Genomic DNA, 22,050 nt, shown 5'->3' on the forward strand with positions numbered 1-22,050 from the left:
CCAATGTTGGATTGCATCAGATGACAAATGGAGTTGCGAAGAACGGCCTCTCCGCCGAGGACCTGGCGTGGCGCACAGGGGCGCGCGCTGCCTTGCAGGCGAAGCGCTACTCCGAACTGGACGCGCAGCTGGCGCCGCACGAACAAGCCTGGCTGGGCGGCGAACGGCCACTCCCCGGCATCCGCTGGCGCCTGCGCAACCTGCAGGATCCTACCCTGACCCTGGATGAGCGCCTGCAGCAGGCACAGCAGTGGGTCGCCGCCGCCCCCCACAGCTACTACGCCCATCTGCGCCTCGGTGCCTGCTGGGAAGAAGCGGCCGGTGCCCTGCGCAGCGCCGATGTGGCCGCGCTGGTGGAAGACAGCCAATGGCTGGCGGCGCAGCTGGCCCGCGATCATGCCGTGCATGCCTACCTGCAGGCGATTCCGCTGTCGCCACGACCTGCGTTGGCGCTGGATGGCATCAAGCGCATCACCAGCTACCTGCGCGAACCGAACTGGCTGCGTGCGCTGCAGGCCGGGGAGCCCGCCGCATCCGATGACGCCGCGCTGGCCGAGCACTACCCTCAAGCCTGGCCACAGGCATTGCAGCTGCTGTCGCGCTTCGGTGCGCCGTTGCAGACGCTGCCGGATACGCTGCCCCCGTTGCTGCGCGAGCGCAGCCAGGACGATTTCGACGCACCGCTGGCGTACTGGATGCGCCTGGTGCTGGAGCAGCGCCCGGACGATCTGGCCACGCTGGAAGACACCCTGTACTTCCTGTACCCGCGCTGGGGCGGCAGCCATGAGGCGATGGAGAACTTCATCGAGGGTGGCTGGTGCCGTGGCCTGGAACTGGCGCAGAGCAACGCGCTGCGCTGGCACAAGGAACAGGACTGGATGGGCGATCTGCCCCACCGCGAGGATGCCGACGCCGTGGCCGCGCACGAGCGCGCGTACGCGCAGATCCTCGACTGGCACCTGGACCGCAACCTGCGCGCGCAGGTGCTGGCCCAGCGTGCCGGGCTGCGCTACCGGCTTGGCCGCGTTGAAGACATCGAAGACGTCGTGCAGTGGGATCCGCACCACATGCAGGCGGTGCTTGAAGATCTGCAGCAGGCATGGGCACTGGACCGCGATGTGGTCCTGCATGAGGGGCTCAGCAACCTCGAGGCCTGCACCTGGTTCGCCCATGTCGACGGTGCCGAAGCACTGTTCGCACAGGTGGTGGACTATGCCGCGCGCGAAGGCGATTCGGCGATCGGCCTGCTCTGGGCCGCTACCGCCATCGAGCATGGCCTGCTCGGCCAGGCCAGCGACCCGACGCGCGCCAGTATCCTGCTGCAGCGCGCGTTGAAGCTTGCGCAGCAGGACAACACCTCGGCGGTGACGTTCGCCGCCAACCTGTTCTGTGATGTTTCGCAGGCCGCGGGCCTGTCACTGCTGCAGCGCATGGCTGAAACCGGTGACGCTGGTGCGATGTCGGCGCTGTGCGACCTGTACAAGGGCCGCCTCGGTGGCCGCGACCAACCGCAGTTCGCCGATGCGGAAAAGGCCGCCTACTGGCAGGAGCGTGCGGTGGAAGGCGGCGACCTGATCGCCACCTACAACCTGGCCGTGCGCCTCGTCGCCGCAGGCGGCGCGGAGAATGAAGCGCGTGCGCGCGGGCTGTACCTGCGCTGCCTGGATGAGGCCGAGGCCGGCGAGCGGGTGTGGGGCCCGACCTGCCGCAACCTGGCCTGCCTGGCGCTGGATGGCCAGAATGACGCGCACAAACGCGAAGCGGTCGAGCGCGCATTGATTCCGCTGTGGTGGCGCGGTGACGACGACGACAAGCTGTGGGCATCAGGCTACCTGGCCGACATCTACCACGTCGGCAACGGCGTCCCGGCCAATGCATTCCTCGCCCTGACCTGGCTGCAGCGTGCCAGCGAGATCGATCCGGAGTATGTGGACGTGGTGCGCATGGCGCCGCTGATCAACGGCGAGGGTCGCTGGTTCGGTGCCAGCCGCGCACGCAAGCAGCAGGAACAGGACCGCCAGCAGGTGGACAGCGCCACCTGGGCCCTGACCTTCGGCCAGCGCAGCCAGGACAGCAACCTCACTGCGGTCTGAAGCAACGAAAAGGGCGACCCGGTAATCCGGGCCGCCCTTTTCATTCCAGCAGCGCGATGGCGGGACGGCCCGCCACCGCGACAGCGCATTACCAGTTCATGTTCAGCGAGACACCCACGGTGCGCGGCTCGTTGTAGACCGCGGCCATGTAGTTCTCGATCACACCCTTGAGGTTCTTCTCGTTGGTGATGTTGCGCGCGAACAGCGCCACTTCGTAGGCACCGTAGTTGCCCGAGTAGCCGATCTTCAGGCCACCCTCGAAGTCACCCTTGGAGTTGAACTCCTTGCTGTCGTACAGCACGAAGCTGGTGTAGCCCTGCTTGTTCCAGTCGGTGGAGACGAACATGGTGCCGGCATCGCTGACCGGGAAGTCATAGCGGGCGGCCAGGTTGACGTTGTACTTCGGCGCGTTCGGCAGCGGGTTGCCGTCGATCTGGGCGAAGGTGTTGGCACCGACCTTGATGGTCGGGTCATTCACCGTGCACACCACCTGGCCGTTGAGGCCGCAGACCTGCGCATACACGCGCTTGTCCTTGATCTCGCTGTGCAGCAGGCTCAGGCCGGCGCTCAGGGTCAGGTTCGGGATCGGGCGCAGCTCCATGTCGGCTTCGAAACCGTAGGCCTTGGCCTTGTCGGCGTTGAACAGCACGCCGTTGCCGTCCGAATCATTGCCGTTGAGCTGGATGTCGTTGACGGTGTAGGTGAACGCGGTGGCGTTCAGGCGCAGGCGGTTGTCCCACAGGCTGCTCTTCACGCCCGCTTCCCAGGACAGGATCGTCTCGGAATCGGCGGTGGTGAAATCGGCATTGAACACCGCCGAACGGCCCTGGATGGTCGGGCCGCGGAAGCCGCGTGCGACCTTGGCGTAGACGCTCACGTCCGGCGTGATCTGGTACATCGCGCTCAGATCCCAGCTCGGGGTGGTATCGGACATCTTGACGTCGGTGCGGCCCTTGTAAGTGACCACGCCGGCGGCGGTATCAGCGGTCTTCAGCAGACGGGTGTGCTTCTCGTCCTTGGTCTGGCGCAGGCCGGCGGTAACGGTGAACTTGTCGGTGAAGGCGTAGCTGATCTGGCCGAAACCGGCCCACGAGGTGTTCTTGTTGCGCAGGCGCACCCAGTTGTTCGGGTTGCGTGCCGCGCCCTGCAGGAACCACGCGCGCTGGTAGAAGTCGGTGGTGTCGCTGCCGCTGAAGTAGAACGCACCGGCCTGCCACTGCAGGGCGCTGTCGTCATGGCTGGCCAGGCGGAACTCCTGGGTCCACTGGTCCAGGTCGCGGATGCGGCCCATCGACTGGCCGTAGCCGTTCGGCACGCCGTTGACCGGGAAGTTCACCGCAGCGCCGCCGTCGGTGTCGCCGCGGCTGTAGCCGGAGGTGGTTTCGTAGGCGGTGATCGAGGTGAAGTCGATCGCGCCGAAGTCGTAACGCGCCTTCACCGAACCACCGTAGGTCTTGTAGGCCTGCGGGTTGTTGTCGGCTTCGTCGTAGGCGACCTTGTCGCGCGGCACGTCGGTCTTGTTCGAGCCCTTGGTCAGCGCACCGCGCAGGAACAGGGTCGAGGTGCCCTCGTAATCACGGGCGTGGGCCGAGGCCAGGATCGAGAACTGGTCGCTCGGGGTCAGCAGCAGCTGCGCACGCACGTTGCGGTCATCGAAGCCGCCCATGGCGTTCTTCTTCGGGCTGACCGTGCCGTCGGCGCTCGGGCCCTTGTAGGTGTTGTCGACGTAGTCATCGCGGTGCTGGTACAGGGCCGACACGCGGAACGAGGCGATGTCGTTGATCGGGCCGCCGAAGCCGCCGTCGATCGACACGCTGTTGTAGGTCGCATAGCTGGCGCTGACGCGGCCGGTGTAGTCCTGGGTCGGCTTCAGGGTATCGAACTTGATGATGCCGGCGGTGGTGTTGCGGCCGAACAGCGAGCCCTGCGGGCCGCGCAGCACTTCCACCTGGTCCACGTCATAGACCGGGTTGGACTTCAGCACCACGTGTTCCAGCACCACGTCGTCCTGGATGATCGACACCGGCTGCGAGGCACCCAGGTAGAAATCGATGTTGCCCAGGCCGCGGATGTAGAAGCGCGGGAAGATGCGGCCGGTGGTGGTTTCCGCATACAGGCTCGGCACGCGGCCGGACAGTGCCAGCAGGGTGTCGTCGCCGCCGGCGGTGAAGTCGCGCATGCGCTCGCCCTGCACCACGCCGACCGAGACCGGCACTTCCTGCAGGTTCTGCTCGCGGTGTTCGGCGGTCACGGTGATCGTGTCCAGGCCGGTCGGGGTCGGCGCGCTATCCTGCGCGGCGGCACCGAAGCTGCCGACCAGGGCCAGGCCAGCACAGGCCAGGGCCAGCGGGTGGCGGCGGAAGGAAACGAAGGAAGACGACATACCCGACAGGCGGCGGGAATCGGAATGGGAGGGCATGAAATGCTCTGAGGAGGCGTCCGTGCGGCCTGCGCGAGCCGGGCGGCAAAAAGGAGGATAACTGCGCAAGCCGCCATTATCCCCCAAATTGTTACGATTTCGTTGCGCAGCACCCAAACCCGGCGAAACAAGCGGTTTCGGCACAGTCACCGGGCATTCCGCACGCCCTGAAGGCTTGACTCAGGGCAGCGGGGTCAACGCCACATCGACCATCGCCAGCAGCCGCTCGCGGCTGATGCCGTCACGGGCCTGCACCGAAATGCCGTGCAGCACCGTGGCGAAGTGATCGCCCAGTGCCTGCACCGCCACATCGCCGGCCAGCTGCCCTTCGGCCTGCGCCTGCTGAAGCCGCACAATGATCGCCGCCGTACGCTGGCGACGATGGCTGGCCAGCCAGTCCCGTACGCCCTCGCCATCGGGCGACACGCTGCTGGCCGAGGACACCACCAGGCAACCGTGTGGCCGCCCGCGCCGGGTGTAGGTCAACACGGCGTCACGCAGCATGGACCCGATCGCCTCGCGCAGCGTGGCCTGCTCCAGCGCGCGCGGCGCGAAGCCGCCCTCGCCTTCCTCGTACAGCGCAACGGCTTCGCGGAACAACTGCTCCTTGCTGCCGAACGCGGCATAGATGCGTGCAGAGGCGATGCCCAGTGCTTCCACCAGTGCCGACATCGACGTGCCTTCATAGCCGTGCTGCCAGAACAGCAGCATCGCCTTGCGCAACGCCTGGTCCCTGTCGAATTCGCGCGGTCGCCCTGCCATCTGCCTGCCTGCTCCAGTGAGGCGCGCAGTGTAACGCGGGTGTTGACCACCGCGAGGGTCGCGCCTATTCTTTGTTGATCGACAAACAAGTGGAGCAACACATGCAGACCCTCAAGGGCCCCAGCCTGCACCTGGCGCAGTTCGCCGGCGACCAGGCCCCGTTCAACAGCCTCGCCAGCATTGCCGCGTGGGCCGCCGGCCACGGCTTCAAGGCCCTGCAGATTCCCGCGTGGGATGCACGCCTGTTCGACCTGGCCACAGCTGCCGACAGCCAGGACTACTGCGACGACCTCCGCGGCACCCTGGCCGGGCACGGCCTGCAGGTCAGCGAACTGACCACCCACATCCTCGGCCAGCTGGTGGCCGTGCATCCGGCCTACGACGAGCTCTGCGATGGCTTCGCCCCGGAAGCACTGCGCGGCAATCCGAAGGCGCGCAGCGAATGGGCGCAGCAGCAGCTGCACCTGGCCGCCCGCGCGTCACGCCGTCTCGGCCTGCAGGACATGGGCACCTTCTCCGGCTCGTTCGCGTGGCCATATCTGTTCCCGTTCCCGCAGCGCCCGCCGGGCCTGATCGACGCAGCGTTCGACGAACTGGCACGACGCTGGCGGCCGATCCTCGATGCCTGCGAGGACAACGGCGTCAACCTCTGCTACGAGATCCATCCCAGCGAAGACCTGCATGACGGCACCAGCTTCGAGCGCTTCTTCGAACGCGTCGACCAGCACCCGCGCTGCCGCATCCTGTTCGATCCCAGCCACTTCGTGCTGCAGCAGCTGGACTACCTGGAGTACCTGGACATCTACCACCCGCTGATCCGCATGTTCCACGTCAAGGATGCGGAGTTCCGCCCGAGCGGCCGCCAGGGCATCTATGGCGGGTATGCCGACTGGACCGAGCGCGCCGGCCGCTTCCGCTCGCTGGGCGACGGCCAGGTCGACTTCAAGTCGATCTTCTCCAAGCTGGCCCAGTACGACTACGCGGGCTGGGCGACGCTGGAATGGGAGTGCTGCCTGAAGGACCAGGAAGCCGGCGCGCGCGAAGGTGCCGCGTTCATCCGCGACCACATCATTCCGGTCACCGACAAGATCTTCGACGACTTCGCCGGTGCACCGATCAGCACCACACAGATGCAGCAGATGCTCGGCATCGCCTGAGCCCCAACGGAGCAACCCCCATGAACACCCTTTCTTCCGCTGGCACTGCCGGCGACGATGCCCTGCGCCATCACTACCTGCGTATCGACGGCCAGCGCGTGCATTGTGTTTCCGCCGGCCATGGCGAGCCGGTGCTGCTGATTCCCGGTTGGCCGCAGACCTGGTATGCCTGGCGCCACGTGCTGCATGCGCTGGCCGAAGCCGGTTTCGAAGCCATCGCGGTCGATCCACCGGGCATCGGCGAATCCGACCGCCCTGCCCACGGCTACGACACTGGGAGTGCCGCCGCCGTCCTGCACCAGACCATGCAGGCACTGGGCCACGATCGTTACCAGGTGGTCGGACATGACATCGGCATGTGGATCGCCTATGCGCTGGCCAGCGATCAGCCGCAGGCCGTGCGCCAGCTGGCGGTCACCGAAGCGGTGATTCCCGGCCTGGCGCCGGAACCGGGCATCTTCGCCGCACCGGCTGACAACATCTTCCTCTGGCACTTCATGTTCAACCAGGTGGCCGACCTGCCGGAAGCACTGATTACGGGGCGCGAGCGCGCCTACCTGGAATTCATGTTCGACCGCTGGTCGTACCGCCGTGATGCGGTGGCCGCCGATACCTACATTGCCGCCTACAGTCGGCCCGGTGCACTGCGCGCCGGCTTTGCCTGGTACCGCGCGATTCCGGAAACGATCCGCCAGAACAAGCAGCGTGCGCAGCACCGTTTGCCGATGCCAGTGCTGGCGATCGGCGCCGAACACGCCACTGGCGATGCCCCGATGCTGACCCTGCAACCGCATGCCGATGATGTGCGCGGCAGCATCGTGCCGGGCTGCGGCCACTTCATCATGGAAGAAGCGCCGCAGGCGTTCCTTGCACAGCTGCTGCCGTTCCTGCAGGAGGCACGCCATGCTGCTTGAACCGGCGCTGCAGGAGTTTGTCGACGCCGTCGCCGCCCATGCGCTGCCGGAAGACCTGCGCGAACTGCGGGCGATCAGCGAGAGCGCGTTGCCACAGTTGCAGGGAGCACCACAGCCGGTTGCGCATGTGATCGAACACACGGTAATCGCGCGCGACGGGCATGCGCTGGAGCTGCGTTTCTACACGCCGGAAGGGCTTCCCGATGGACCGGTACCGGCTCTGCTGTTCGCCCACGGCGGCGGCTGGTTCCAATGCTCGCTGGCGGTCTATGACGGCCCCTGCCGTGCGCTGGCCAATGCCAGTGGCTGCGTGATCGCCGCAGTGGGCTACCGGCTGGCGCCGGAGCACCCGTTCCCGGTTCCACTGCATGACGTCGCCGACGCCTGGCGGTGGTTGCAGGACAACGCCGAGCGCCTCGGCCTGGACCCACGGCGGCTGGCGATCGGTGGCGACAGCGCCGGCGGCAACCTCGCCGCCGCCTGCTGCCTGCTGCTGCGCGAACGGGGCCTGCCGCAACCGTGCCACCAACTGCTGCTGTACCCGGCGCTGGATGCCGGCATGGGCAGCGGTTCCTACCGCGACTACGCCACGGGCTATTACCTCAGCGCCGAACTGATGCAGCGCTGCTGGCAGGCCTATCTGAGTGGGATGGATCTGGATCCACCGCCGGCACTGGCCTCGCCCGCCCACGCAACCGACCTGCAGGGGCTGGCGCCTGCCTCCGTACTCAGCTGCGAGCACGATCCGCTGCGCGACGAGGCCGAGCAGTACGCGCACCGCCTGCAGGTTGCGGGTGTCGACTGCATGCTGGAGCGGCTGCCGGGGATGATCCACGCCTGCATCCACCTGCAGGGCGTGGCCGCTTCCACCGGCATGGCGATACAGCGCGCGGGCGATCTGCTGCGCCAGGCGCTGGCCTGAACCGGCTGGGGGACGGCGGCAGATCCACGCCTGCCGCCGTCCCGGCCCGGCGCTTGGCAAGCCCGGCAGGCAGCGCTACACTGAAACCCTGCCGTGGGGCCATAGCTCAGCTGGGAGAGCGCGTCGTTCGCAATGACGAGGTCAGGAGTTCGATCCTCCTTGGCTCCACCACTATTCAGAAGAACCCGTAGATCTCCGTGATCTGCGGGTTTTTTCTTTTCAGCACCCCCGGCTCAGGCCGGCTCCTCGCCGCCGTCCTTGCGCTGCGGGCTGCGCGAGTGCGTATCGCGCACCTGTTGATCGCGCTGCCCCGGCCGCTGCTTGGCCACGTCATCCTGCTTCCTGTCCTGGCGGCTTTCCTGGATGCCCTGCTTCGGGTCCTGATCCTTGCCTCGCTCGTTCATTGAAATCTCCCTCGCCGGCGGAACGCCAACGTTGCCCATCACGCTAGAGGTTGCCGGGTAAGCCACAGGTCAGTCCTGTGCCAACGTCATGTGCAGGCACTGGCTTGCCGCTGCGGCCCCCGTGCAGCCAGAATCCGAGGCACCACGCCCACCGGTATGCCATGCCCTCTTCTGCCCAGCACGCAGCACACGCCGTGCCGATGCGCCTCGATGCGACCGACGGCAGCATCCAGCTCGGCAATCTGCCGGCCTTGATCTGCCCCACGCTCTCACTGGATGAAGCGCGCATCGCCTTTACCGCCTTGGTAACTGGGGAGCGTGATGTCGGCACCGGCTATCACTGGTTGAGCCTGCACCGGCTCAGCCTGGGCGGTGCGCCCGCTGGCATCAGCCTGTGCTTCCACGGGCAACAGCTCGACATGGTGACGATGGGCGTCGATCTACCCGGTGCAACACTGGAAGACGGCTGGCCAACCCAGGCAGCGATCGATGCAGAAGTCGCCTTCATGCGCCGCACGCTGGGTGCGGCGCTGGGTCGCAAGCTGAGCGGCGGCCAAGCCCGGTTCAACTGGGGCGAAGCCTGGGCCCGTTTCGATCCGAAAGGCTTCATGGCCAGCAGCGGCATTCGCTACTCACCACGCACGTGACCGCGCTCAGGTACGGGTGATCGACACCCCACCCTCCACGCGCATCGCGGTACCCGTAACGAAACTGCTCTCATCGCTGGCCAGGAACAGCGCCGCATTGGCGATCTCCTCCGGCTCGGCGAGGCGCTTGAGTGCGTGCAGCGAGCGCACGAAGTCGCGGGCATCGCCGGTCGGTGCGGCCTGCCGGCCCATCTCCGTATCGGTGCCACCGGGCAGCAGTACGTTGCTGCGCACGCCGCGCGCACCGTATTCGGCAGCGATCACCTGGCTCAGGCCGATCAGCCCGGCCTTGCTTGACGCATAGGCCGCCATTCCCGGGAATCCCACGGTGTGGCCGACGAAGGTACCGACGAACACCAGCGAGCCGCCGCCGCGCGCCAGCAGTGCCGGCAGCTGCGCGCGTGCCGCATGGAAGGCGGCGTCGAGATTGGTGGCCATCACCTCGCGCCAGGCATCCACCGGAAACTCCGCCGCCGGCACGCCCGGGCCGAGCATGCCGGCATTGTTGAGCGCGATGTCCAGGCCGCCGAATGACTGCTGGGCCAGATCGACCAGCGCCTGCGCCGTGCCCGGGTTGGCCGCGTCGGCGGCATGCACCACGGCTTCGCCACCGGCAGCGCGAATCTGCTCGGCCAGCGCCTGCAGCGGCTCCGGCCGCCGTGCGTTGAGCACCAGCTTTGCTCCTTCGGCAGCGAAGCGCAGCGCGCTGGCGCGGCCGATACCGGCGCTGGCACCGGTGATGAGAGCGATCTTGTTGTTCAGGCGCATGGTCGTGGTACCGGTTGTGAAGTGGCCGCCACGATGCCGTGCGTTCGGCCCGCCAACACTCCGTTTCCGGGCCTCACAGGTGAGTGCAGGAAACGGAGTTTCCGCAGCACTGGCACATGCCAGAATCCGGCCATGGACAGTACCGCCACCACCGCCCTCGATGACCGCATCGAACGGGTCTGCCGCCACTTGCAGACCAGCCTCGACGAACCCTCGCTGCAGGAACTGGCCGATATTGCTGGCTGCAGCCCGACGCGCCTGCATCGCCTGTTCAAGCAGTCCACCGGGCTGACCCCCAAGCAGTACGCCGCCGCGCTGCGCGCCGACCGCCTGCGCACCGGGCTGGAACAACAGGAACGCATCACCGACGCCTTCCACGATGCTGGCTTCGGTTCCAGTGGACGCTTCTACGAGAACGCACCGAAGTTGCTGGGCATGACGCCCAAGCAATGGCGCGCAGGGGGGCGCGGCGAAGTCATCCACTTCGCGCTTGCCGAAAGCTCACTGGGCAGCGTGCTGGTGGCCAGCAGCGGGACCGGCGTGGTCGCGATCCTGCTCGGCGACGATCCGGAGACACTGCTGCAGTCGTTGCAGCAACGCTTCCGCCAAGCCGAACTGGTCGGCGCCGACCAGGGCTACGAGCAACTGGTGGCACAGGTCGTAGGCCTGGTCGAGGATCCGACGCGGGGCGCCACGCTGCCGTTGGATATCCGCGGCACCGCCTTCCAGCAGCGCGTGTGGCAGGCGTTGCAGCAGATCCCACGTGGCCAGACCGCCTCGTATGCCGACATCGCCGCGCGTATCGGCGCGCCGCGCTCAAGCCGTGCCGTCGCACGCGCATGCGCAAGCAATCCGTTGGCGGTGGCCGTGCCCTGCCACCGCGTGGTGCGCCGCGATGGCGACCTGTCCGGCTATGCCTGGGGCGTAGCGCGCAAGCGCGAACTGCTGCGCCGGGAAAAGGCAGCCAACGGCTGATGCAACCCGGTAGCTGCCGACCTTGGTCGGCACACCGCGCGGTAGCGCCGGGCCATGCCCGGCGAATCCCGGCGAACGCTCAATCCAGCTTCACCACCAGCTTTCCGAAGTTGCGCCCCTGCAACAGCCCGAAGAACGCCTCCGGTGCATTCTCCAGCCCTTCCACCACATCCTCGCGGTACTGGATGCGGCCGTCGCGCAGCCACTGCGGCATCTCGCGTTCGAACTCCGGCCACAGGTGGTTGAAGTCGTGCACGATGAAACCACGCACGGTCAGGCGCTGGCGCAGGATCTGGCTGAACAGTGCGGGCAACCGGTCCGGGCCGGGCTGCTCGACGCCCCGCTCGTTGTAGGTGGCGATGGTGCCGCACACCGGAATGCGGGCGAAGTCGTTGAGCAGCGGCAGCACTGCATCCAGCACGTGCCCGCCTACGTTCTCGAAATACACGTCGATACCCTTGGGCACCGCCGCACGCAGCTGCGCGGCGAAATCAGCGGCGCGATGATCCAGCGCCACGTCCACGCCCAGCGTCTGCAGATAGGCACGCTTGGCTTCGCCGCCGGCGATGGCGACCACGCGCGCGCCCTGCAGCTTGGCCAGCTGGGCCACGGTCGCGCCCACCGGCCCGGTCGCGGCAGCCACCACCAGCGTCTCGCCCGGCTTCAAACGGGCGATTTCATGCAGGCTGGAATAGGCGGTGAAGCCGGGCATGCCATACACGCCCAGCGCGGTACTCAGCGGCAGTCCGGCCGGGTCCAGGCGGCGCCCCAGTGCCTTGGCCGGCAGCACCGCGTGGGTCTGCCAGCCCCCCGGCGCCAGCACCAGCTCACCTGCGGCTACGCCCTCGGCGTTGGACTGCAGCACCTCGGCCACGGTCTGCCCTTCCATCACCGCGCCCACCGCCACCGGCGCGGCATACGAGGGGCCCTCGTCCATGCGTCCACGCATGTACGGGTCCAGCGACAGGTAGCGGTTGCGCAGCAGCACCTCGCCATCGGCCAATGACGGCAACGCAACCTGTTCCAGGCGGAAGTTGGCTGCACTTGGCGCCCCCTGCGGACGCGACGCAAGCACGATGCGGGAGGTGGTCGAGGGATCGGACATGGCCAGGTCTCTGCTGTTGCCAGCATCAGGAAAGGAGTGCCGACACTACGCCGCAGCCATCCCCGATGGCGGCCACGAAAACAGCGTTCCATCGCCCGGACCGGCGCAGGTCCGGCGCAGCCCTTGCCCTTGCAGCTTTGGCGATCGCGGCGATCTGCTGATTTCCACCGCAGACGATGATCGACTGGCCACGCCCCGCCCCAGAACGGAGGATCAAGCACTTGCGAGCGCGCAGACGGCAATGTGAAGAAATCTTGGCAAAACGCTTGCCGAAGGCAGCCGACCTCCGTAATATACGCGTCCTTGGCAGCGACCTCGCTGCAACGAAACATGTGGCCGAGTAGCTCAGTTGGTAGAGCAGGGGATTGAAAATCCCCGTGTCGGCGGTTCGATTCCGTCTTCGGCCACCACTTTCGAAGGCCTGCAGAAATGCGGGTCTTTTTTTTCCGGAAACCGGGTTTGATCACGGTTGCCACACAATTTGGCCGAGTAGCTCAGTTGGTAGAGCAGGGGATTGAAAATCCCCGTGTCGGCGGTTCGATTCCGTCTTCGGCCACCATCTTCAGAGACCTGCAGAAATGCAGGTCTTTTTTTTGCGCGACCGTGCCTGCCGTCTCTGTAGTACCGTTCTTGGTTCACTGCATGGAGCACTGATGACATGGATGACACCCCTTCCCTGTCCCAACTACGGCAATCGCTGCGTCGCCTGCAATGGCTGGTTGCCGGGCTGTCCGTATTGTTGCTTGGCTTGGCCGCAGTCACGGCCTGGCTGCTTTCGCAGCGCGATGCCCCATTACACGTCGATCATTTGAGCACGCGGCAGCTGCAGGTACTCGACGAGCACGGCGTGGTACGGGTGGAGATTGGCCAGGACAGCGTAGAAGAAGGGCGACGAAGCCGCGCTGCCGGCATCCTGATTTTCGACGCTTCCGGCGCCGAGCGAGGCGGCCTGAGCACGTTCGAGGACAACAGCGTCGCTCTTGCTCTGGACGCCCCGAAGGGACAGGGCGAGGACCGGTGGCGGGACCGGGCCGGACTCCGTGTGGACGCCGACGGCTCCGCGCAACTGCTGCTGACCGACAATCTGACCCGCGGCGCAGTACGCCTGCATTCCAAGGGAACTGGCGGCGGAGGGCTGGACACCTTCAAATGGGATATGGGCAGCGGCACATTGCATACGCGGACACTTACCTTTGACGGCGACGAGCGCAGTCAACGCCCGTTCGAGCAGTAGCCGCAACCGACGACGGCAATGGTGCCGGCGCATGGAACCTTTACACGCGCCCGTGGCCGCTCGCCTAAGCTCCAGACTCCTGCCTGGAGCCTGCCGATGCCTCTGCGCCCCACCCTGCTCGCCTGCCTGCTGCTGGCCGCCTCCCCGGTGATCGCCGCCGAACCGGTGCGCGCAGTCGACACGCTGGACATCGACCGCTACGCAGGCCAGTGGCACGAGATCGCGCATCTTCCGGTGTCGTTCCAGAAGCAGTGCGTCGGCGAGATCACCGCCAACTACGGGCTGCGCCGCGATGGCCGCATCAGTGTCACCAATGCCTGCCGCAACGGCGACGGAGAACGCGTGGTTGCTGAAGGCGTTGCACGCCCGGTTGCCGGCCATCCCGGCCAGTTGCAGGTGCGCTTCGTGCCGGACTGGCTGAGCTGGGTGCCGCTGGTCTGGGCCGACTACTGGGTCCTGGCACTGGACCCGGACTATCAGTGGGCGTTGGTCGGTGAGCCGGACCGTAAGTACCTGTGGATCCTCTCGCGCCTGCCGGAAATGGATCGCACCCGGTTCGAACAGTTGAAAGAGAAAGCCGAGACGATGGGCTACGACCTCGGCCCACTGCGCCTGATGGCTCCGATTCGCGATACGCCCGCCGACTGAACCGCGCCGCATCCGGCGCACCACGCGCGCGCCATCCGGCGCCGCGCACGCCCGGCCGCCATCTTCACGCGCTACCCTCTGCGACGGGTCGCCACAGGCGATCCAAACGACCATACGCCGTAGTATGCTTATCCAACGCACCCCTCCAGAGGACCTGCGCCCATGCTCCACCGCTTCCGTATCGCCTTGATCGTCCTGTGCACCCTCGCCCTTGTTGCCTGCAACAACGGCATCGTCAAGCGTGTTTCGGAACCGGCGGCCAGCCTGCAGCAGCTGACCGTGCGCGCCGACGGCAACTGGACCGTAGCCCTGCGCCTGCAGAACTACAGCTCCATGCCCATGACCTTCGATGACGTCGCGCTGGCGCTGACCGTCGGCGACAGCGACGCCGGCACCCTGCAGGCCAAGCCGGGCATTTCCATCGGCGGCACCTCGGCCGACGTCATCCAGGTCGATCTGGTGCCCAGCTCGGCCGCACGCCTGGTGGTGGCCGATGCGCTGGCCAGCAACCGCACCCTGGCCTATGGCCTGAAGGGAACGGTGGCAGCAACGCCGCAGGAAAAGAAGCAGCGCAGCTTCGACATCAGCAGCCGCAGCACCCTCAACCAGGCCCCGGGCCTGCCGGGCGTGCTGCGCTGACTCCCGCTTTCCGCCGCGGCGCCCGGCGCCGCTCCCCCTGTCCCTGATCAAATCGAGACGTACCGATGAGCAGCTACACCGCCCCGCTTTCCGACCTCCGTTTCGCCCTGCACGATGTGCTCAAGGTCGAACCCCTGTTCGCCCGCCTGGGCTTCACCGACGCCACCGCCGACGTGGTCGATGCCGTGCTGGAAGAAGCCGGCCGCTTCAGCGCCACCGTGCTGGCCCCGCTCAACAGCGTCGGCGACGAGATCGGCTGCGTACTCGACCAGGCCACCGGTGAAGTGACCACCCCGCCCGGCTTCAAGCAGGCCTACGACCAGTTCGTCGATGGCGGCTGGACCGGCCTGACCGCCTCGCCGGAGCTGGGCGGCCAGGGCCTGCCGCACACCCTGGGCGTGCCGCTCAACGAGATGATCAACGCCGCCAACCTGGCCTGGGGCAACTTCCCGCTGCTCTCGCACGGCGCCATCGAAGCGCTGAAGCAGCACGGCGAGGCCTGGCAGCACGAGGCCTTCCTGAAGCCGCTGATCGAGGGCCGCTGGACCGGCACCATGTGCCTGACCGAACCGCACTGCGGCACCGACCTGGGCCTGCTCAAGACCAAGGCCGAGCCGAATGCCGATGGCAGCTACTCGATCACCGGCACCAAGATCTTCATCACTGCCGGCGAGCACGACCTGACCGGCAACATCGTGCACCTGGTGCTGGCCAAGCTGCCTGACGCGCCCCCGGGTGCCAAGGGCATCTCGCTGTTCGTCACCCCGAAGTTCAAGGTCGACCGCGAGGGCAACGTCGGCGAGCGCAACGCACTGCGCTGCGGCTCGATCGAGCACAAGATGGGCATCAAGGGGTCGGTCACCTGCGTGATGAACTTCGATGGTGCGCAGGGCTACCTGGTCGGCCAGCCGCACAAGGGCCTGCAGGCCATGTTCACCATGATGAACACCGCGCGCCTGGGCGTCGGCCTGCAGGGCATCGGCCTGTCCGAGCGCGCCTACCAGAACGCACTGAAGTACAGCCGTGAGCGCCTGCAGTCGCGCGCCCTGAGCGGCGCCAAGTTCCCGGACAAGCCGGCTGACCCGATCCTGGTCCATCCGGATGTGCGCCGCATGCTGCTGACGGTGAAGTCACTGGTCGAGGGCAGCCGCCTGCTGGCCCTGCACGCCGCCACCCTGATCGACGTCGCCCACCACGCCGAGGACGCCGCCGAGCGCGAGCGCGCCGACACCCTGGTGAGCTTCCTGACCCCGATCTCCAAGGCCTGCCAGACCGAATGGGGCATCGAGAACACCTACAACGCCCTGCAGTGCTTCGGTGGCCACGGCTACATCCGCGAGCACGGCATGGAGCAGCTGGCCCGCGATGCCCGCATCACCACGCTGTATGAAGGCACCACCGGCATCCAGGCGCTGGACCTGATCGGCCGCAAGACCGCGTCCAGCCAGGGCGCCGGCCTGAAGTTGATGCTGGCCGAGATCGAGGCGTTCGCCAAGGCCAACGAAGGCAACGAAGCGCTGGCCGAGTTCATCGGCCCGCTGCGCGCCAAGGCCGCCGAATGGGGCAAGCTGACCATGGATGTGCTGCAGCGTTCGGCCGCCAATCCGGACGAACTCGGCGCGGCCAGCTACGACTACCTGTTCTATTCGGGTTACGTGGTGCTGGCTTACTGGTGGGCCCGCAGCGTGGCGGCCGCCGATGCCAGCGCGCACGGCGCCGCTTTCGCCCAGGGCAAGCGCGAGACCGCACGGTTCTACTTCGCCCGCGTGCTGCCGCGCACCCTCGCCCACGCCGCCGCGATCCAGGCCGGCGCCGCCCCGCTGATGGCGATGGACGACGAGCGCTTCGGCGCCTGAGCCGGGCTGCGCCCGGCACCCGCGGAGGCAACGGCTGGAGCAACAGCAACAGCCGGCTTCCTGAGGGATGGCAGGGTGGGTCCAATTGCTGGGGGCGCTGCAAGTACGTCCATGTAAGCTCGGTCGCCGCATCCATGCGGCTCACGCCCCCGCAACCGGACCCACCCCGCCCTCGACAGATTTCTGCTGCTGGTGGGTGTCGACCTTGGTCGACACGGTAGATCCACGCCACGCGTGGATGGAAACCACCGGGATCTCTCTGGAGAAGAGCCCCCCTTTGTTAAGGGGGGCGCGCCAACGGCGCGGGGGATAGGAGGAATGCGCGGACCTGAATCGTTGCGATTTGCGTATCGCCGACAGGCGATACACAAATCGTCAACATTCAGGTATAAGCTGTTCTCCCGATGGAGACAGACACTACACGCTTGGGTCTGATCGAAGCCGGAGCTCCGTTTTCTGCTCCGGGCGCCGAAGCATCGCCCAACGCCACGACGCTGCATCGCCCCGGTTCGGTCCGGCTGCTCTCGCTTGATGCCCACGGACGCGTACTGGACTGGATCACCTGGCAGGATGCGGCGTGCCTCTACGCCCGCGAAGCCGTCGCTTGGACACTCGGCGATCCCTGCCTGCACATCCACGGCGGTACCAACCGCTTCAGCGGACTGCAGAGCGGCATGGACCTGCACCCGATCATCGCCGCCCGCGGCCACGCCCGCTCCCGCGCGATCGACCCCACGCCGAACCTGACCAACCCGGCCCTGTTCGCCCGCGACGCACACCTGTGCATGTACTGCGGCCAGCAGTTCAACCGCCCCACGCTCACCCGCGACCACGTCATGCCGCTGTCCAAGGGTGGCCTGGACTGCTGGGAAAACGTGGTCACCGCCTGCTTCCACTGCAACTCGCGCAAGAGCGACCGCACCCCCCAGCAGGCCGGAATGCCGTTGCTGGCGGTGCCTTACCGGCCCAGCTGGATCGAGCATCTGATCCTGTCCAACCGCAACATCCTGGCCGACCAGATGGCCTTCCTGAAGGCGCAATTGCCCAAGCGGTCAAAACTGAGCACCTGAATCGCTGAAAATGCAACCCTCACCGTCCTGTCACGGGCGGCGGCGTTTGCTTGCCCCACCCCCGTTTGAGGGCGAAAATGGGCGTTCAGAACAAGTGCGAACATGATGATCGACTCTGCCCGCTATCCCCGCCTCGCGCGCATCCAGACACCGGATGACCTGCGCACGTTCGACGAATCCGAATTGAGGGCGGTCGCCGACGAACTGCGCGCCTACCTCATCGAGTCGGTGGGCAAGAGCGGCGGCCACTTCGCCGCCGGCCTGGGCGTGATCGAACTCACCGTGGCCCTGCACTACCTGTACCAGACTCCGCAGGACCAGCTGGTCTGGGACGTCGGTCACCAGACCTACCCGCACAAGATCCTGACCGGTCGCCGCGACGAGATCCACACCGTCAAGCAGAAGGACGGCGTCGCGCCGTTCCCGAAGCGCGAAGAGAGCGAGTACGACACCTTCGGCGTCGGCCACTCCTCGACCTCGATCTCGGCCGCACTCGGCATGGCCATCGCCCGCCAGTCCGAAGGCGACAACCGCCAGGTCGTTGCAGTGATCGGTGATGGCGCAATGACCGCCGGCATGGCGTTCGAAGCGCTGATGCACGCCGGTGGCATGGAGCCCGAGCCGAACCTGCTGGTGATCCTCAACGACAACAACATGTCGATCTCCGAGGCGGTCGGCGGCCTGACCAAGATGCTCGGCCGTGCCACCGGCAGCCGCACGCTCAATGCGCTGCGCGAAGGCGGCAAGAAGATCCTCGGCGACAAGAAGAACAATCCGGCGCGCTTCGTGAAGCGCTGGGAAGAACACTGGAAGGGCATGTTCGTGCCGTCCACGATGTTCGAGGAAATGGGCTTCCACTACACCGGCCCGATCGACGGCCACGACATGCCCGCCCTGCTGTCCACGCTGAAGACGCTGCGCGCCTCCAAGGGCCCGAAGCTGCTGCACGTGATGACCACCAAGGGCAAGGGCTACGAGCCGGCCGAAGGCGACCAGATCGGTTACCACGCCGTCGGCCCGTTCGATCCGGACAAGGGACTGGTGGCCAAGGCCGGTGCCAAGAAGCCGACCTACACCGATGTGTTCAGCGACTGGCTGTGCGATGCCGCCGCTGCCGAGCCACGCCTGTACGGCATCACCCCGGCGATGCGCGAAGGCTCCGGCCTGGTGCGTTTCAGCAAGGAATACCCGCAGCGCTATTTCGACGTGGCAATTGCCGAGCAGCACGCGGTCACCCTCGCCGCCGGCATGGCCACCCAGGGCGGCAAGCCGGTGGTGGCGATCTATTCCACCTTCCTGCAGCGCGCGTACGACCAGCTGGTGCATGACGTGGCCATCCAGGACCTGGACGTGCTGTTCGCGATCGACCGCGCCGGCGTGGTCGGTCCGGACGGCGCCACCCATGCCGGCAACCTCGACCTGAGCTTCCTGCGCTGCGTGCCGAACCTGGTGGTGATGGCTCCGTCCAATGAAGCCGAGTGCCGGCAGATGCTCAGCACTGGCCTGCAGCACCCGGGCCCGGCCGCCGTGCGCTATCCGCGCGGCACCGGCACCGGCGTTGCCGCCGGTACCGACCTGTCCACCCTGCCGATCGGCAAGGGCGAGCTGCGCCTGCAGGGCAGCCGCGTCGCGCTGCTCGCCTTCGGCAGCACCGTGGCCGCCGCTGAGCAGGTCGGCCGCGAACTGGGTCTGAGCGTGGTCAACATGCGCTTCATCAAGCCGCTGGACCGCGAGCTGGTGCTGGCCGTGGCCGCCCAGCACGAGGGCCTGGTCACGATCGAAGACAACGTGGTGGCCGGCGGCGCCGGCTCCGGCGTCGGCGAACTGCTCAACGCCGAAGGCGTACTGCGCCCGATCCTGCACCTGGGCCTGCCCGACAGTTACCAGCACCACGCAAGCCGTGAGGACCTGCTGGCCGAAGCCGGTATCGATGCGGCGGGCATCCGCGCGGCGGTGCTCAAGCGCTGGCCGCAGCTGGCTGCCGGGACCCCGCCGCTCAGCGCAGCAGGCTGAGGCCGGTCACCACCAGTAGATCCACGCATGGCGTGGATCTACTGCGGAACAGGGGTCGATCCACGCCATGCGTGGAGACAGATGCAAAGTAGATCCACGCTGTGCGTGGCTAGCGGGCTCCGGAACGATGATCTGGCCGGAAACCCCAACCCTCAGCCGTAGCTGACCGCTTCCACGAACGCACCGCTGGCCTCCACCCGCACCGCAGCGCGCTGCCCGGTGTCGACGAAGTGGAGGCGTGCAAGGGTTTCAGCGAAATCGTAGGCCCGGGCACCATCGCGGAACTCGATCGGTTCCGGCCGGTCCGGGTGCAGCACGCGCCATTGGCGTTGCTCGCATTGCAGGCGGATCAACATGCAGCTCACTCCTTGAGGCAGCGTATCGACGGTGGCGGGACGGGCGTGCCGGTTACGGCAGACTTCATCGCGACGGATCAGGGGCACGCAGGGGTGCCCTGATCACAGAAGATACGACGTTCAAAATGTGAGCTGTATCAGATTATTCTGATTTTCGATGGGCGAGCTCAATTCACCTGGAACTGCGCCCGGCAGCCGTCGCTGACCCAGATGCCACGACGGTTCCAGCCCCAGGTCTGGCCCTCGATGCAGGCGCTGCGTGAATCCTGACGCACCAGGCGCACACCACGACGGATGCGGGCATCACAGTACTCCTGGCGGTGGCCGTTGGAATGGCAGGTGATCACCTCACCCCCGCCCCAGCCATTGCCACCGTTGCCCCAGCCGTTGCCATGGCCACCACCCCAGCCACCGCCACGGCGGTACTCGCCAACGAACTCGGCACGGCAGCCCTGGGTGACCCACACACCGTAGCGCGATTGCCCCCAGGTCTCGCCTTCCACGCACGGCGAACCGGACAACTGGCGGATCATCCGGGCACGACCTTCCAGACGACATTCATTGCTGCGGTTCTTGATCGATTCGCAGCGGACGATGCCACCGCCATCACGACCGCCATAGCGATCGTCGTCATAACCGTAGCCATAGCTCTGCGCCTGCGCGCCGCCTGCGGCCGCCAGCATCGGCAGCAGCGTGCAGGCCAGGGTGCGCCAGGTGAGTGCCTTGCCCATCGGAATCTCCGGATGAATACGATGGCGCAAGCATCCGGGATTCGTGGCGCGGCGCACAGGGGGGCGCCCCACGGCGGTTTTTTCCCCATTCAAACAACTCAACCGTGGCTGACTGCGCCTCGGCCGGTGGCGTCACTCCCCGATATGGAGCGCATCCACGGTGCTGCCGAGCGCCTCGACCCGGACCGTGCTGCGCTGGCCGGTGCGACGATGGTGCTCGAGGGCCAGCGCAGCGGCCGCGTCGAAGGCATCGGCACCGCGGGCGTAACGGGTGGCGTCACCCGCCTTCGGATGCAACACGGACCAGTGCCGGGCAGTGCATTGGACAGTAAAGACCATGAGAAGCTCCTGCGGAAGGAAAGAGGCGGTGACAGGCGGCAGGGCCACGTGCCAGTACACCCTCAGGCTATCGATCGCGTCGGAGATGGCCCATCAGATTTGTACGAAAATGCCTCAGGATTCGGTCGGGCGCTTCCCAACCCTCACATCCCTGAGGCTGTTTAGTGAAGGCGTTCCGTGACCCTTGTCACGGAGTTGACGGAGCTTCACACTACCGTCACCAACAGGGGCCCCTTCCACATGCGCACCTTCTTCTCGCAGCAGCGCTGGACGCTGCTGAAGTTCTATTTCGTGGCCAGCTATCTGGTGCTGATTGAAGAGCTGATCCGCGCCGCCATGCACTGAGCGCTTGCTGGACGGCTATTTGCGACAGACACTGTCGCTTTAGGCACGGAGCCCGCCCGATGAAAGCGCTTCTTCTGATTCCAGCCCTGCTGGTGCTGACCGCGTGCGCCAACCAGCACGACGCCGCCGCACGTGCCGATGCGGCGACCACCTCGTCTGCGATACCGAAGGTGGGCGGCGATCGCGATGCCCACGGATGCATTGGTTCGGCCGGCTACCAGTGGTGCGAGCACAGCCAGCGTTGCGAACGCCCGTGGGAACTGGCACAGGCACAGGGCCTGGCCAATACCGCCGAGGCCATCGATGCCTACTGCGCGAAGCCGGCCAGCCCGGCACGCAAGTGAGGCGCACACCCCATGGCTGAGCTGAGCCCGCTACCTACTCTGGCCCCGGGTCGCTACCGCCACTTCAAGGGCGGCGAGTACGAAGTGCTCGATATCGTCCGCAACAGCGAGACGCTGGAGCCACTGGTGCTGTATCGCGCGCTCTATGGCGAAGGCGGCCTGTGGGTGCGCCCGTATGCCATGTTCGTCGAACAGGTACCGGGCGAACACGGACCGCAGCCGCGTTTCGCCCGCATCGACGCATGACGGTTCCGCTGCCGGCCCTGGCCGGCAGCGCGGTAACGCCACGGGCCTGCGTTACAATCGTAC

22 protein-coding genes and 3 tRNA genes are annotated in these 22,050 nt (G+C 66.7%); 17 read left to right on the forward strand and 8 right to left on the reverse strand.

Annotation, left to right across the window (positions count from 1 at the left end; translation table 11 throughout):
- The first annotated feature begins 20 nt into the window (after nt 1-20).
- Nucleotides 21-2,093: a DUF4034 domain-containing protein gene (locus tag ACZK5G_RS15285; RefSeq protein ID WP_478463952.1), complete on the forward strand. Its 2,073-nt coding sequence runs from the start codon at nt 21-23 to the stop codon at nt 2,091-2,093.
- A gap of 88 nt (nt 2,094-2,181) precedes the next feature.
- On the opposite strand, the gene ACZK5G_RS15290 is transcribed toward ACZK5G_RS15285, so the two are convergent.
- Nucleotides 2,182-4,512, reverse strand: coding sequence for a TonB-dependent receptor (locus ACZK5G_RS15290; RefSeq protein ID WP_478463954.1), 2,331 nt, complete (start codon nt 4,510-4,512; stop codon nt 2,182-2,184).
- 180 nt (nt 4,513-4,692) lie between these two features.
- On the reverse strand, nt 4,693-5,274 hold the full coding sequence (locus ACZK5G_RS15295) for a TetR/AcrR family transcriptional regulator (RefSeq protein WP_478463955.1): 582 nt from the start codon (nt 5,272-5,274) through the stop codon (nt 4,693-4,695).
- A gap of 101 nt (nt 5,275-5,375) precedes the next feature.
- On the opposite strand from ACZK5G_RS15295, the gene ACZK5G_RS15300 reads away from it, so the two are divergent.
- The 4 genes from ACZK5G_RS15300 to ACZK5G_RS15315 all read left to right on the forward strand — a co-directional run bounded on the left by ACZK5G_RS15300 (nt 5,376) and on the right by ACZK5G_RS15315 (nt 8,438).
- Nucleotides 5,376-6,431 carry a sugar phosphate isomerase/epimerase family protein gene (locus tag ACZK5G_RS15300; RefSeq protein ID WP_478463957.1) on the forward strand — a complete coding sequence of 352 codons (1,056 nt, stop codon included), beginning with the start codon at nt 5,376-5,378 and terminating at the stop codon, nt 6,429-6,431.
- A 20-nt stretch (nt 6,432-6,451) separates the two neighbouring features.
- Nucleotides 6,452-7,345: an alpha/beta fold hydrolase gene (locus ACZK5G_RS15305; RefSeq protein WP_478463958.1), complete on the forward strand. Its 894-nt coding sequence runs from the start codon at nt 6,452-6,454 to the stop codon at nt 7,343-7,345.
- Nucleotides 7,335-8,267: an alpha/beta hydrolase gene (locus ACZK5G_RS15310; protein WP_478463960.1), complete on the forward strand. Its 933-nt coding sequence runs from the start codon at nt 7,335-7,337 to the stop codon at nt 8,265-8,267. Before ACZK5G_RS15305 ends, ACZK5G_RS15310 begins: the two co-directional genes overlap by 11 nt.
- Nucleotides 8,268-8,362: 95 nt before the next feature.
- Nucleotides 8,363-8,438, forward strand: a tRNA-Ala gene (locus ACZK5G_RS15315).
- Nucleotides 8,439-8,500: 62 nt separating this feature from the next.
- Here the strand turns inward: ACZK5G_RS15315 and ACZK5G_RS15320 are convergent.
- Nucleotides 8,501-8,671, reverse strand: a complete 171-nt coding sequence (locus ACZK5G_RS15320; protein ID WP_165929940.1) for a hypothetical protein — start codon at nt 8,669-8,671, stop codon at nt 8,501-8,503.
- 161 nt (nt 8,672-8,832) lie between these two features.
- Between ACZK5G_RS15320 and ACZK5G_RS15325 the strand changes: the two genes are divergently transcribed.
- The gene (locus tag ACZK5G_RS15325; protein WP_478463962.1) at nt 8,833-9,318 is read left to right on the forward strand and encodes a hypothetical protein; all 486 of its coding nucleotides are present in this window, start codon (nt 8,833-8,835) and stop codon (nt 9,316-9,318) included.
- Between the two features lie 6 nt (nt 9,319-9,324).
- On the opposite strand, the gene ACZK5G_RS15330 is transcribed toward ACZK5G_RS15325, so the two are convergent.
- Complete coding sequence (locus tag ACZK5G_RS15330) at nt 9,325-10,086, reverse strand: SDR family oxidoreductase (protein ID WP_121504549.1); 762 nt, start codon at nt 10,084-10,086, stop codon at nt 9,325-9,327.
- A 132-nt stretch (nt 10,087-10,218) separates the two neighbouring features.
- Between ACZK5G_RS15330 and ACZK5G_RS15335 the strand changes: the two genes are divergently transcribed.
- Entirely contained in the window at nt 10,219-11,061 is an 843-nt protein-coding gene (locus tag ACZK5G_RS15335; RefSeq protein ID WP_478463964.1) for a bifunctional transcriptional activator/DNA repair enzyme AdaA, read from the forward strand.
- 79 nt (nt 11,062-11,140) lie between these two features.
- Here ACZK5G_RS15335 and ACZK5G_RS15340 read toward each other — a convergent pair whose 3' ends face one another.
- Nucleotides 11,141-12,166, reverse strand: a complete 1,026-nt coding sequence (locus ACZK5G_RS15340) for an NADP-dependent oxidoreductase (RefSeq protein WP_478463966.1) — start codon at nt 12,164-12,166, stop codon at nt 11,141-11,143.
- 334 nt (nt 12,167-12,500) lie between these two features.
- Here ACZK5G_RS15340 and ACZK5G_RS15345 point away from each other — a divergent pair.
- From ACZK5G_RS15345 to dxs, 8 genes are all read left to right on the forward strand, one after another.
- Nucleotides 12,501-12,576 (forward strand) — tRNA-Phe (locus ACZK5G_RS15345).
- Between the two features lie 73 nt (nt 12,577-12,649).
- Nucleotides 12,650-12,725: transfer RNA gene (locus tag ACZK5G_RS15350), tRNA-Phe, on the forward strand.
- Between the two features lie 99 nt (nt 12,726-12,824).
- Complete coding sequence (locus tag ACZK5G_RS15355) at nt 12,825-13,400, forward strand: hypothetical protein (RefSeq protein ID WP_107432594.1); 576 nt, start codon at nt 12,825-12,827, stop codon at nt 13,398-13,400.
- A 96-nt stretch (nt 13,401-13,496) separates the two neighbouring features.
- Nucleotides 13,497-14,048: a lipocalin family protein gene (locus ACZK5G_RS15360; protein ID WP_049401708.1), complete on the forward strand. Its 552-nt coding sequence runs from the start codon at nt 13,497-13,499 to the stop codon at nt 14,046-14,048.
- 162 nt (nt 14,049-14,210) lie between these two features.
- Complete coding sequence (locus tag ACZK5G_RS15365) at nt 14,211-14,687, forward strand: LEA/WHy family protein (RefSeq protein ID WP_049401709.1); 477 nt, start codon at nt 14,211-14,213, stop codon at nt 14,685-14,687.
- Nucleotides 14,688-14,752: 65 nt separating this feature from the next.
- Entirely contained in the window at nt 14,753-16,543 is a 1,791-nt protein-coding gene (locus ACZK5G_RS15370) for an acyl-CoA dehydrogenase C-terminal domain-containing protein (protein ID WP_478463967.1), read from the forward strand.
- Between the two features lie 404 nt (nt 16,544-16,947).
- On the forward strand, nt 16,948-17,613 hold the full coding sequence (locus ACZK5G_RS15375) for an HNH endonuclease (RefSeq protein ID WP_019336875.1): 666 nt from the start codon (nt 16,948-16,950) through the stop codon (nt 17,611-17,613).
- Between the two features lie 105 nt (nt 17,614-17,718).
- Nucleotides 17,719-19,626, forward strand: a complete 1,908-nt coding sequence (gene dxs / locus ACZK5G_RS15380; RefSeq protein ID WP_049462121.1) for a 1-deoxy-D-xylulose-5-phosphate synthase — start codon at nt 17,719-17,721, stop codon at nt 19,624-19,626.
- Nucleotides 19,627-19,778: 152 nt separating this feature from the next.
- On the opposite strand, the gene ACZK5G_RS15385 is transcribed toward dxs, so the two are convergent.
- The 3 genes from ACZK5G_RS15385 to ACZK5G_RS15395 all read right to left on the reverse strand — a co-directional run bounded on the left by ACZK5G_RS15385 (nt 19,779) and on the right by ACZK5G_RS15395 (nt 21,052).
- Nucleotides 19,779-19,982, reverse strand: coding sequence for a hypothetical protein (locus ACZK5G_RS15385; protein ID WP_005417823.1), 204 nt, complete (start codon nt 19,980-19,982; stop codon nt 19,779-19,781).
- Nucleotides 19,983-20,149: 167 nt separating this feature from the next.
- Nucleotides 20,150-20,713 carry a DUF3011 domain-containing protein gene (locus ACZK5G_RS15390; protein WP_049401711.1) on the reverse strand — a complete coding sequence of 188 codons (564 nt, stop codon included), beginning with the start codon at nt 20,711-20,713 and terminating at the stop codon, nt 20,150-20,152.
- A 132-nt stretch (nt 20,714-20,845) separates the two neighbouring features.
- A complete protein-coding gene (locus ACZK5G_RS15395; protein WP_049423877.1) occupies nt 20,846-21,052 on the reverse strand; it encodes a hypothetical protein in 207 nt (68 codons plus the stop codon).
- Nucleotides 21,053-21,456: 404 nt separating this feature from the next.
- Here ACZK5G_RS15395 and ACZK5G_RS15400 point away from each other — a divergent pair, with 404 nt between their 5' ends.
- Both ACZK5G_RS15400 and ACZK5G_RS15405 read left to right on the forward strand, forming a co-directional pair.
- A complete protein-coding gene (locus ACZK5G_RS15400; RefSeq protein WP_125894318.1) occupies nt 21,457-21,741 on the forward strand; it encodes a hypothetical protein in 285 nt (94 codons plus the stop codon).
- Between the two features lie 12 nt (nt 21,742-21,753).
- Nucleotides 21,754-21,987: a DUF1653 domain-containing protein gene (locus ACZK5G_RS15405; RefSeq protein WP_478463969.1), complete on the forward strand. Its 234-nt coding sequence runs from the start codon at nt 21,754-21,756 to the stop codon at nt 21,985-21,987.
- Nucleotides 21,988-22,050: the final 63 nt, after the last annotated feature.

It is taken from the genome of Stenotrophomonas sp. 62841_Sma, assembly GCF_056482945.1.

Bases quoted from the DNA above. Each gene is read 5' to 3' on its own strand.
- ACZK5G_RS15285 (WP_478463952.1), top strand. From the start codon at position 21: ATGACAAATGGAGTTGCGAAGAACGGCCTCTCCGCCGAGGACCTGGCG.
- ACZK5G_RS15290 (WP_478463954.1), bottom strand. From the start codon at position 4,512: ATGCCCTCCCATTCCGATTCCCGCCGCCTGTCGGGTATGTCGTCTTCC.
- ACZK5G_RS15295 (WP_478463955.1), bottom strand. From the start codon at position 5,274: ATGGCAGGGCGACCGCGCGAATTCGACAGGGACCAGGCGTTGCGCAAG.
- ACZK5G_RS15300 (WP_478463957.1), top strand. From the start codon at position 5,376: ATGCAGACCCTCAAGGGCCCCAGCCTGCACCTGGCGCAGTTCGCCGGC.
- ACZK5G_RS15305 (WP_478463958.1), top strand. From the start codon at position 6,452: ATGAACACCCTTTCTTCCGCTGGCACTGCCGGCGACGATGCCCTGCGC.
- ACZK5G_RS15310 (WP_478463960.1), top strand. From the start codon at position 7,335: ATGCTGCTTGAACCGGCGCTGCAGGAGTTTGTCGACGCCGTCGCCGCC.
- ACZK5G_RS15320 (WP_165929940.1), bottom strand. From the start codon at position 8,671: ATGAACGAGCGAGGCAAGGATCAGGACCCGAAGCAGGGCATCCAGGAA.
- ACZK5G_RS15325 (WP_478463962.1), top strand. From the start codon at position 8,833: ATGCCCTCTTCTGCCCAGCACGCAGCACACGCCGTGCCGATGCGCCTC.
- ACZK5G_RS15330 (WP_121504549.1), bottom strand. From the start codon at position 10,086: ATGCGCCTGAACAACAAGATCGCTCTCATCACCGGTGCCAGCGCCGGT.
- ACZK5G_RS15335 (WP_478463964.1), top strand. From the start codon at position 10,219: ATGGACAGTACCGCCACCACCGCCCTCGATGACCGCATCGAACGGGTC.
- ACZK5G_RS15340 (WP_478463966.1), bottom strand. From the start codon at position 12,166: ATGTCCGATCCCTCGACCACCTCCCGCATCGTGCTTGCGTCGCGTCCG.
- ACZK5G_RS15355 (WP_107432594.1), top strand. From the start codon at position 12,825: ATGGATGACACCCCTTCCCTGTCCCAACTACGGCAATCGCTGCGTCGC.
- ACZK5G_RS15360 (WP_049401708.1), top strand. From the start codon at position 13,497: ATGCCTCTGCGCCCCACCCTGCTCGCCTGCCTGCTGCTGGCCGCCTCC.
- ACZK5G_RS15365 (WP_049401709.1), top strand. From the start codon at position 14,211: ATGCTCCACCGCTTCCGTATCGCCTTGATCGTCCTGTGCACCCTCGCC.
- ACZK5G_RS15370 (WP_478463967.1), top strand. From the start codon at position 14,753: ATGAGCAGCTACACCGCCCCGCTTTCCGACCTCCGTTTCGCCCTGCAC.
- ACZK5G_RS15375 (WP_019336875.1), top strand. From the start codon at position 16,948: ATGGAGACAGACACTACACGCTTGGGTCTGATCGAAGCCGGAGCTCCG.
- dxs (WP_049462121.1), top strand. From the start codon at position 17,719: ATGATCGACTCTGCCCGCTATCCCCGCCTCGCGCGCATCCAGACACCG.
- ACZK5G_RS15385 (WP_005417823.1), bottom strand. From the start codon at position 19,982: ATGTTGATCCGCCTGCAATGCGAGCAACGCCAATGGCGCGTGCTGCAC.
- ACZK5G_RS15390 (WP_049401711.1), bottom strand. From the start codon at position 20,713: ATGGGCAAGGCACTCACCTGGCGCACCCTGGCCTGCACGCTGCTGCCG.
- ACZK5G_RS15395 (WP_049423877.1), bottom strand. From the start codon at position 21,052: ATGGTCTTTACTGTCCAATGCACTGCCCGGCACTGGTCCGTGTTGCAT.
- ACZK5G_RS15400 (WP_125894318.1), top strand. From the start codon at position 21,457: ATGAAAGCGCTTCTTCTGATTCCAGCCCTGCTGGTGCTGACCGCGTGC.
- ACZK5G_RS15405 (WP_478463969.1), top strand. From the start codon at position 21,754: ATGGCTGAGCTGAGCCCGCTACCTACTCTGGCCCCGGGTCGCTACCGC.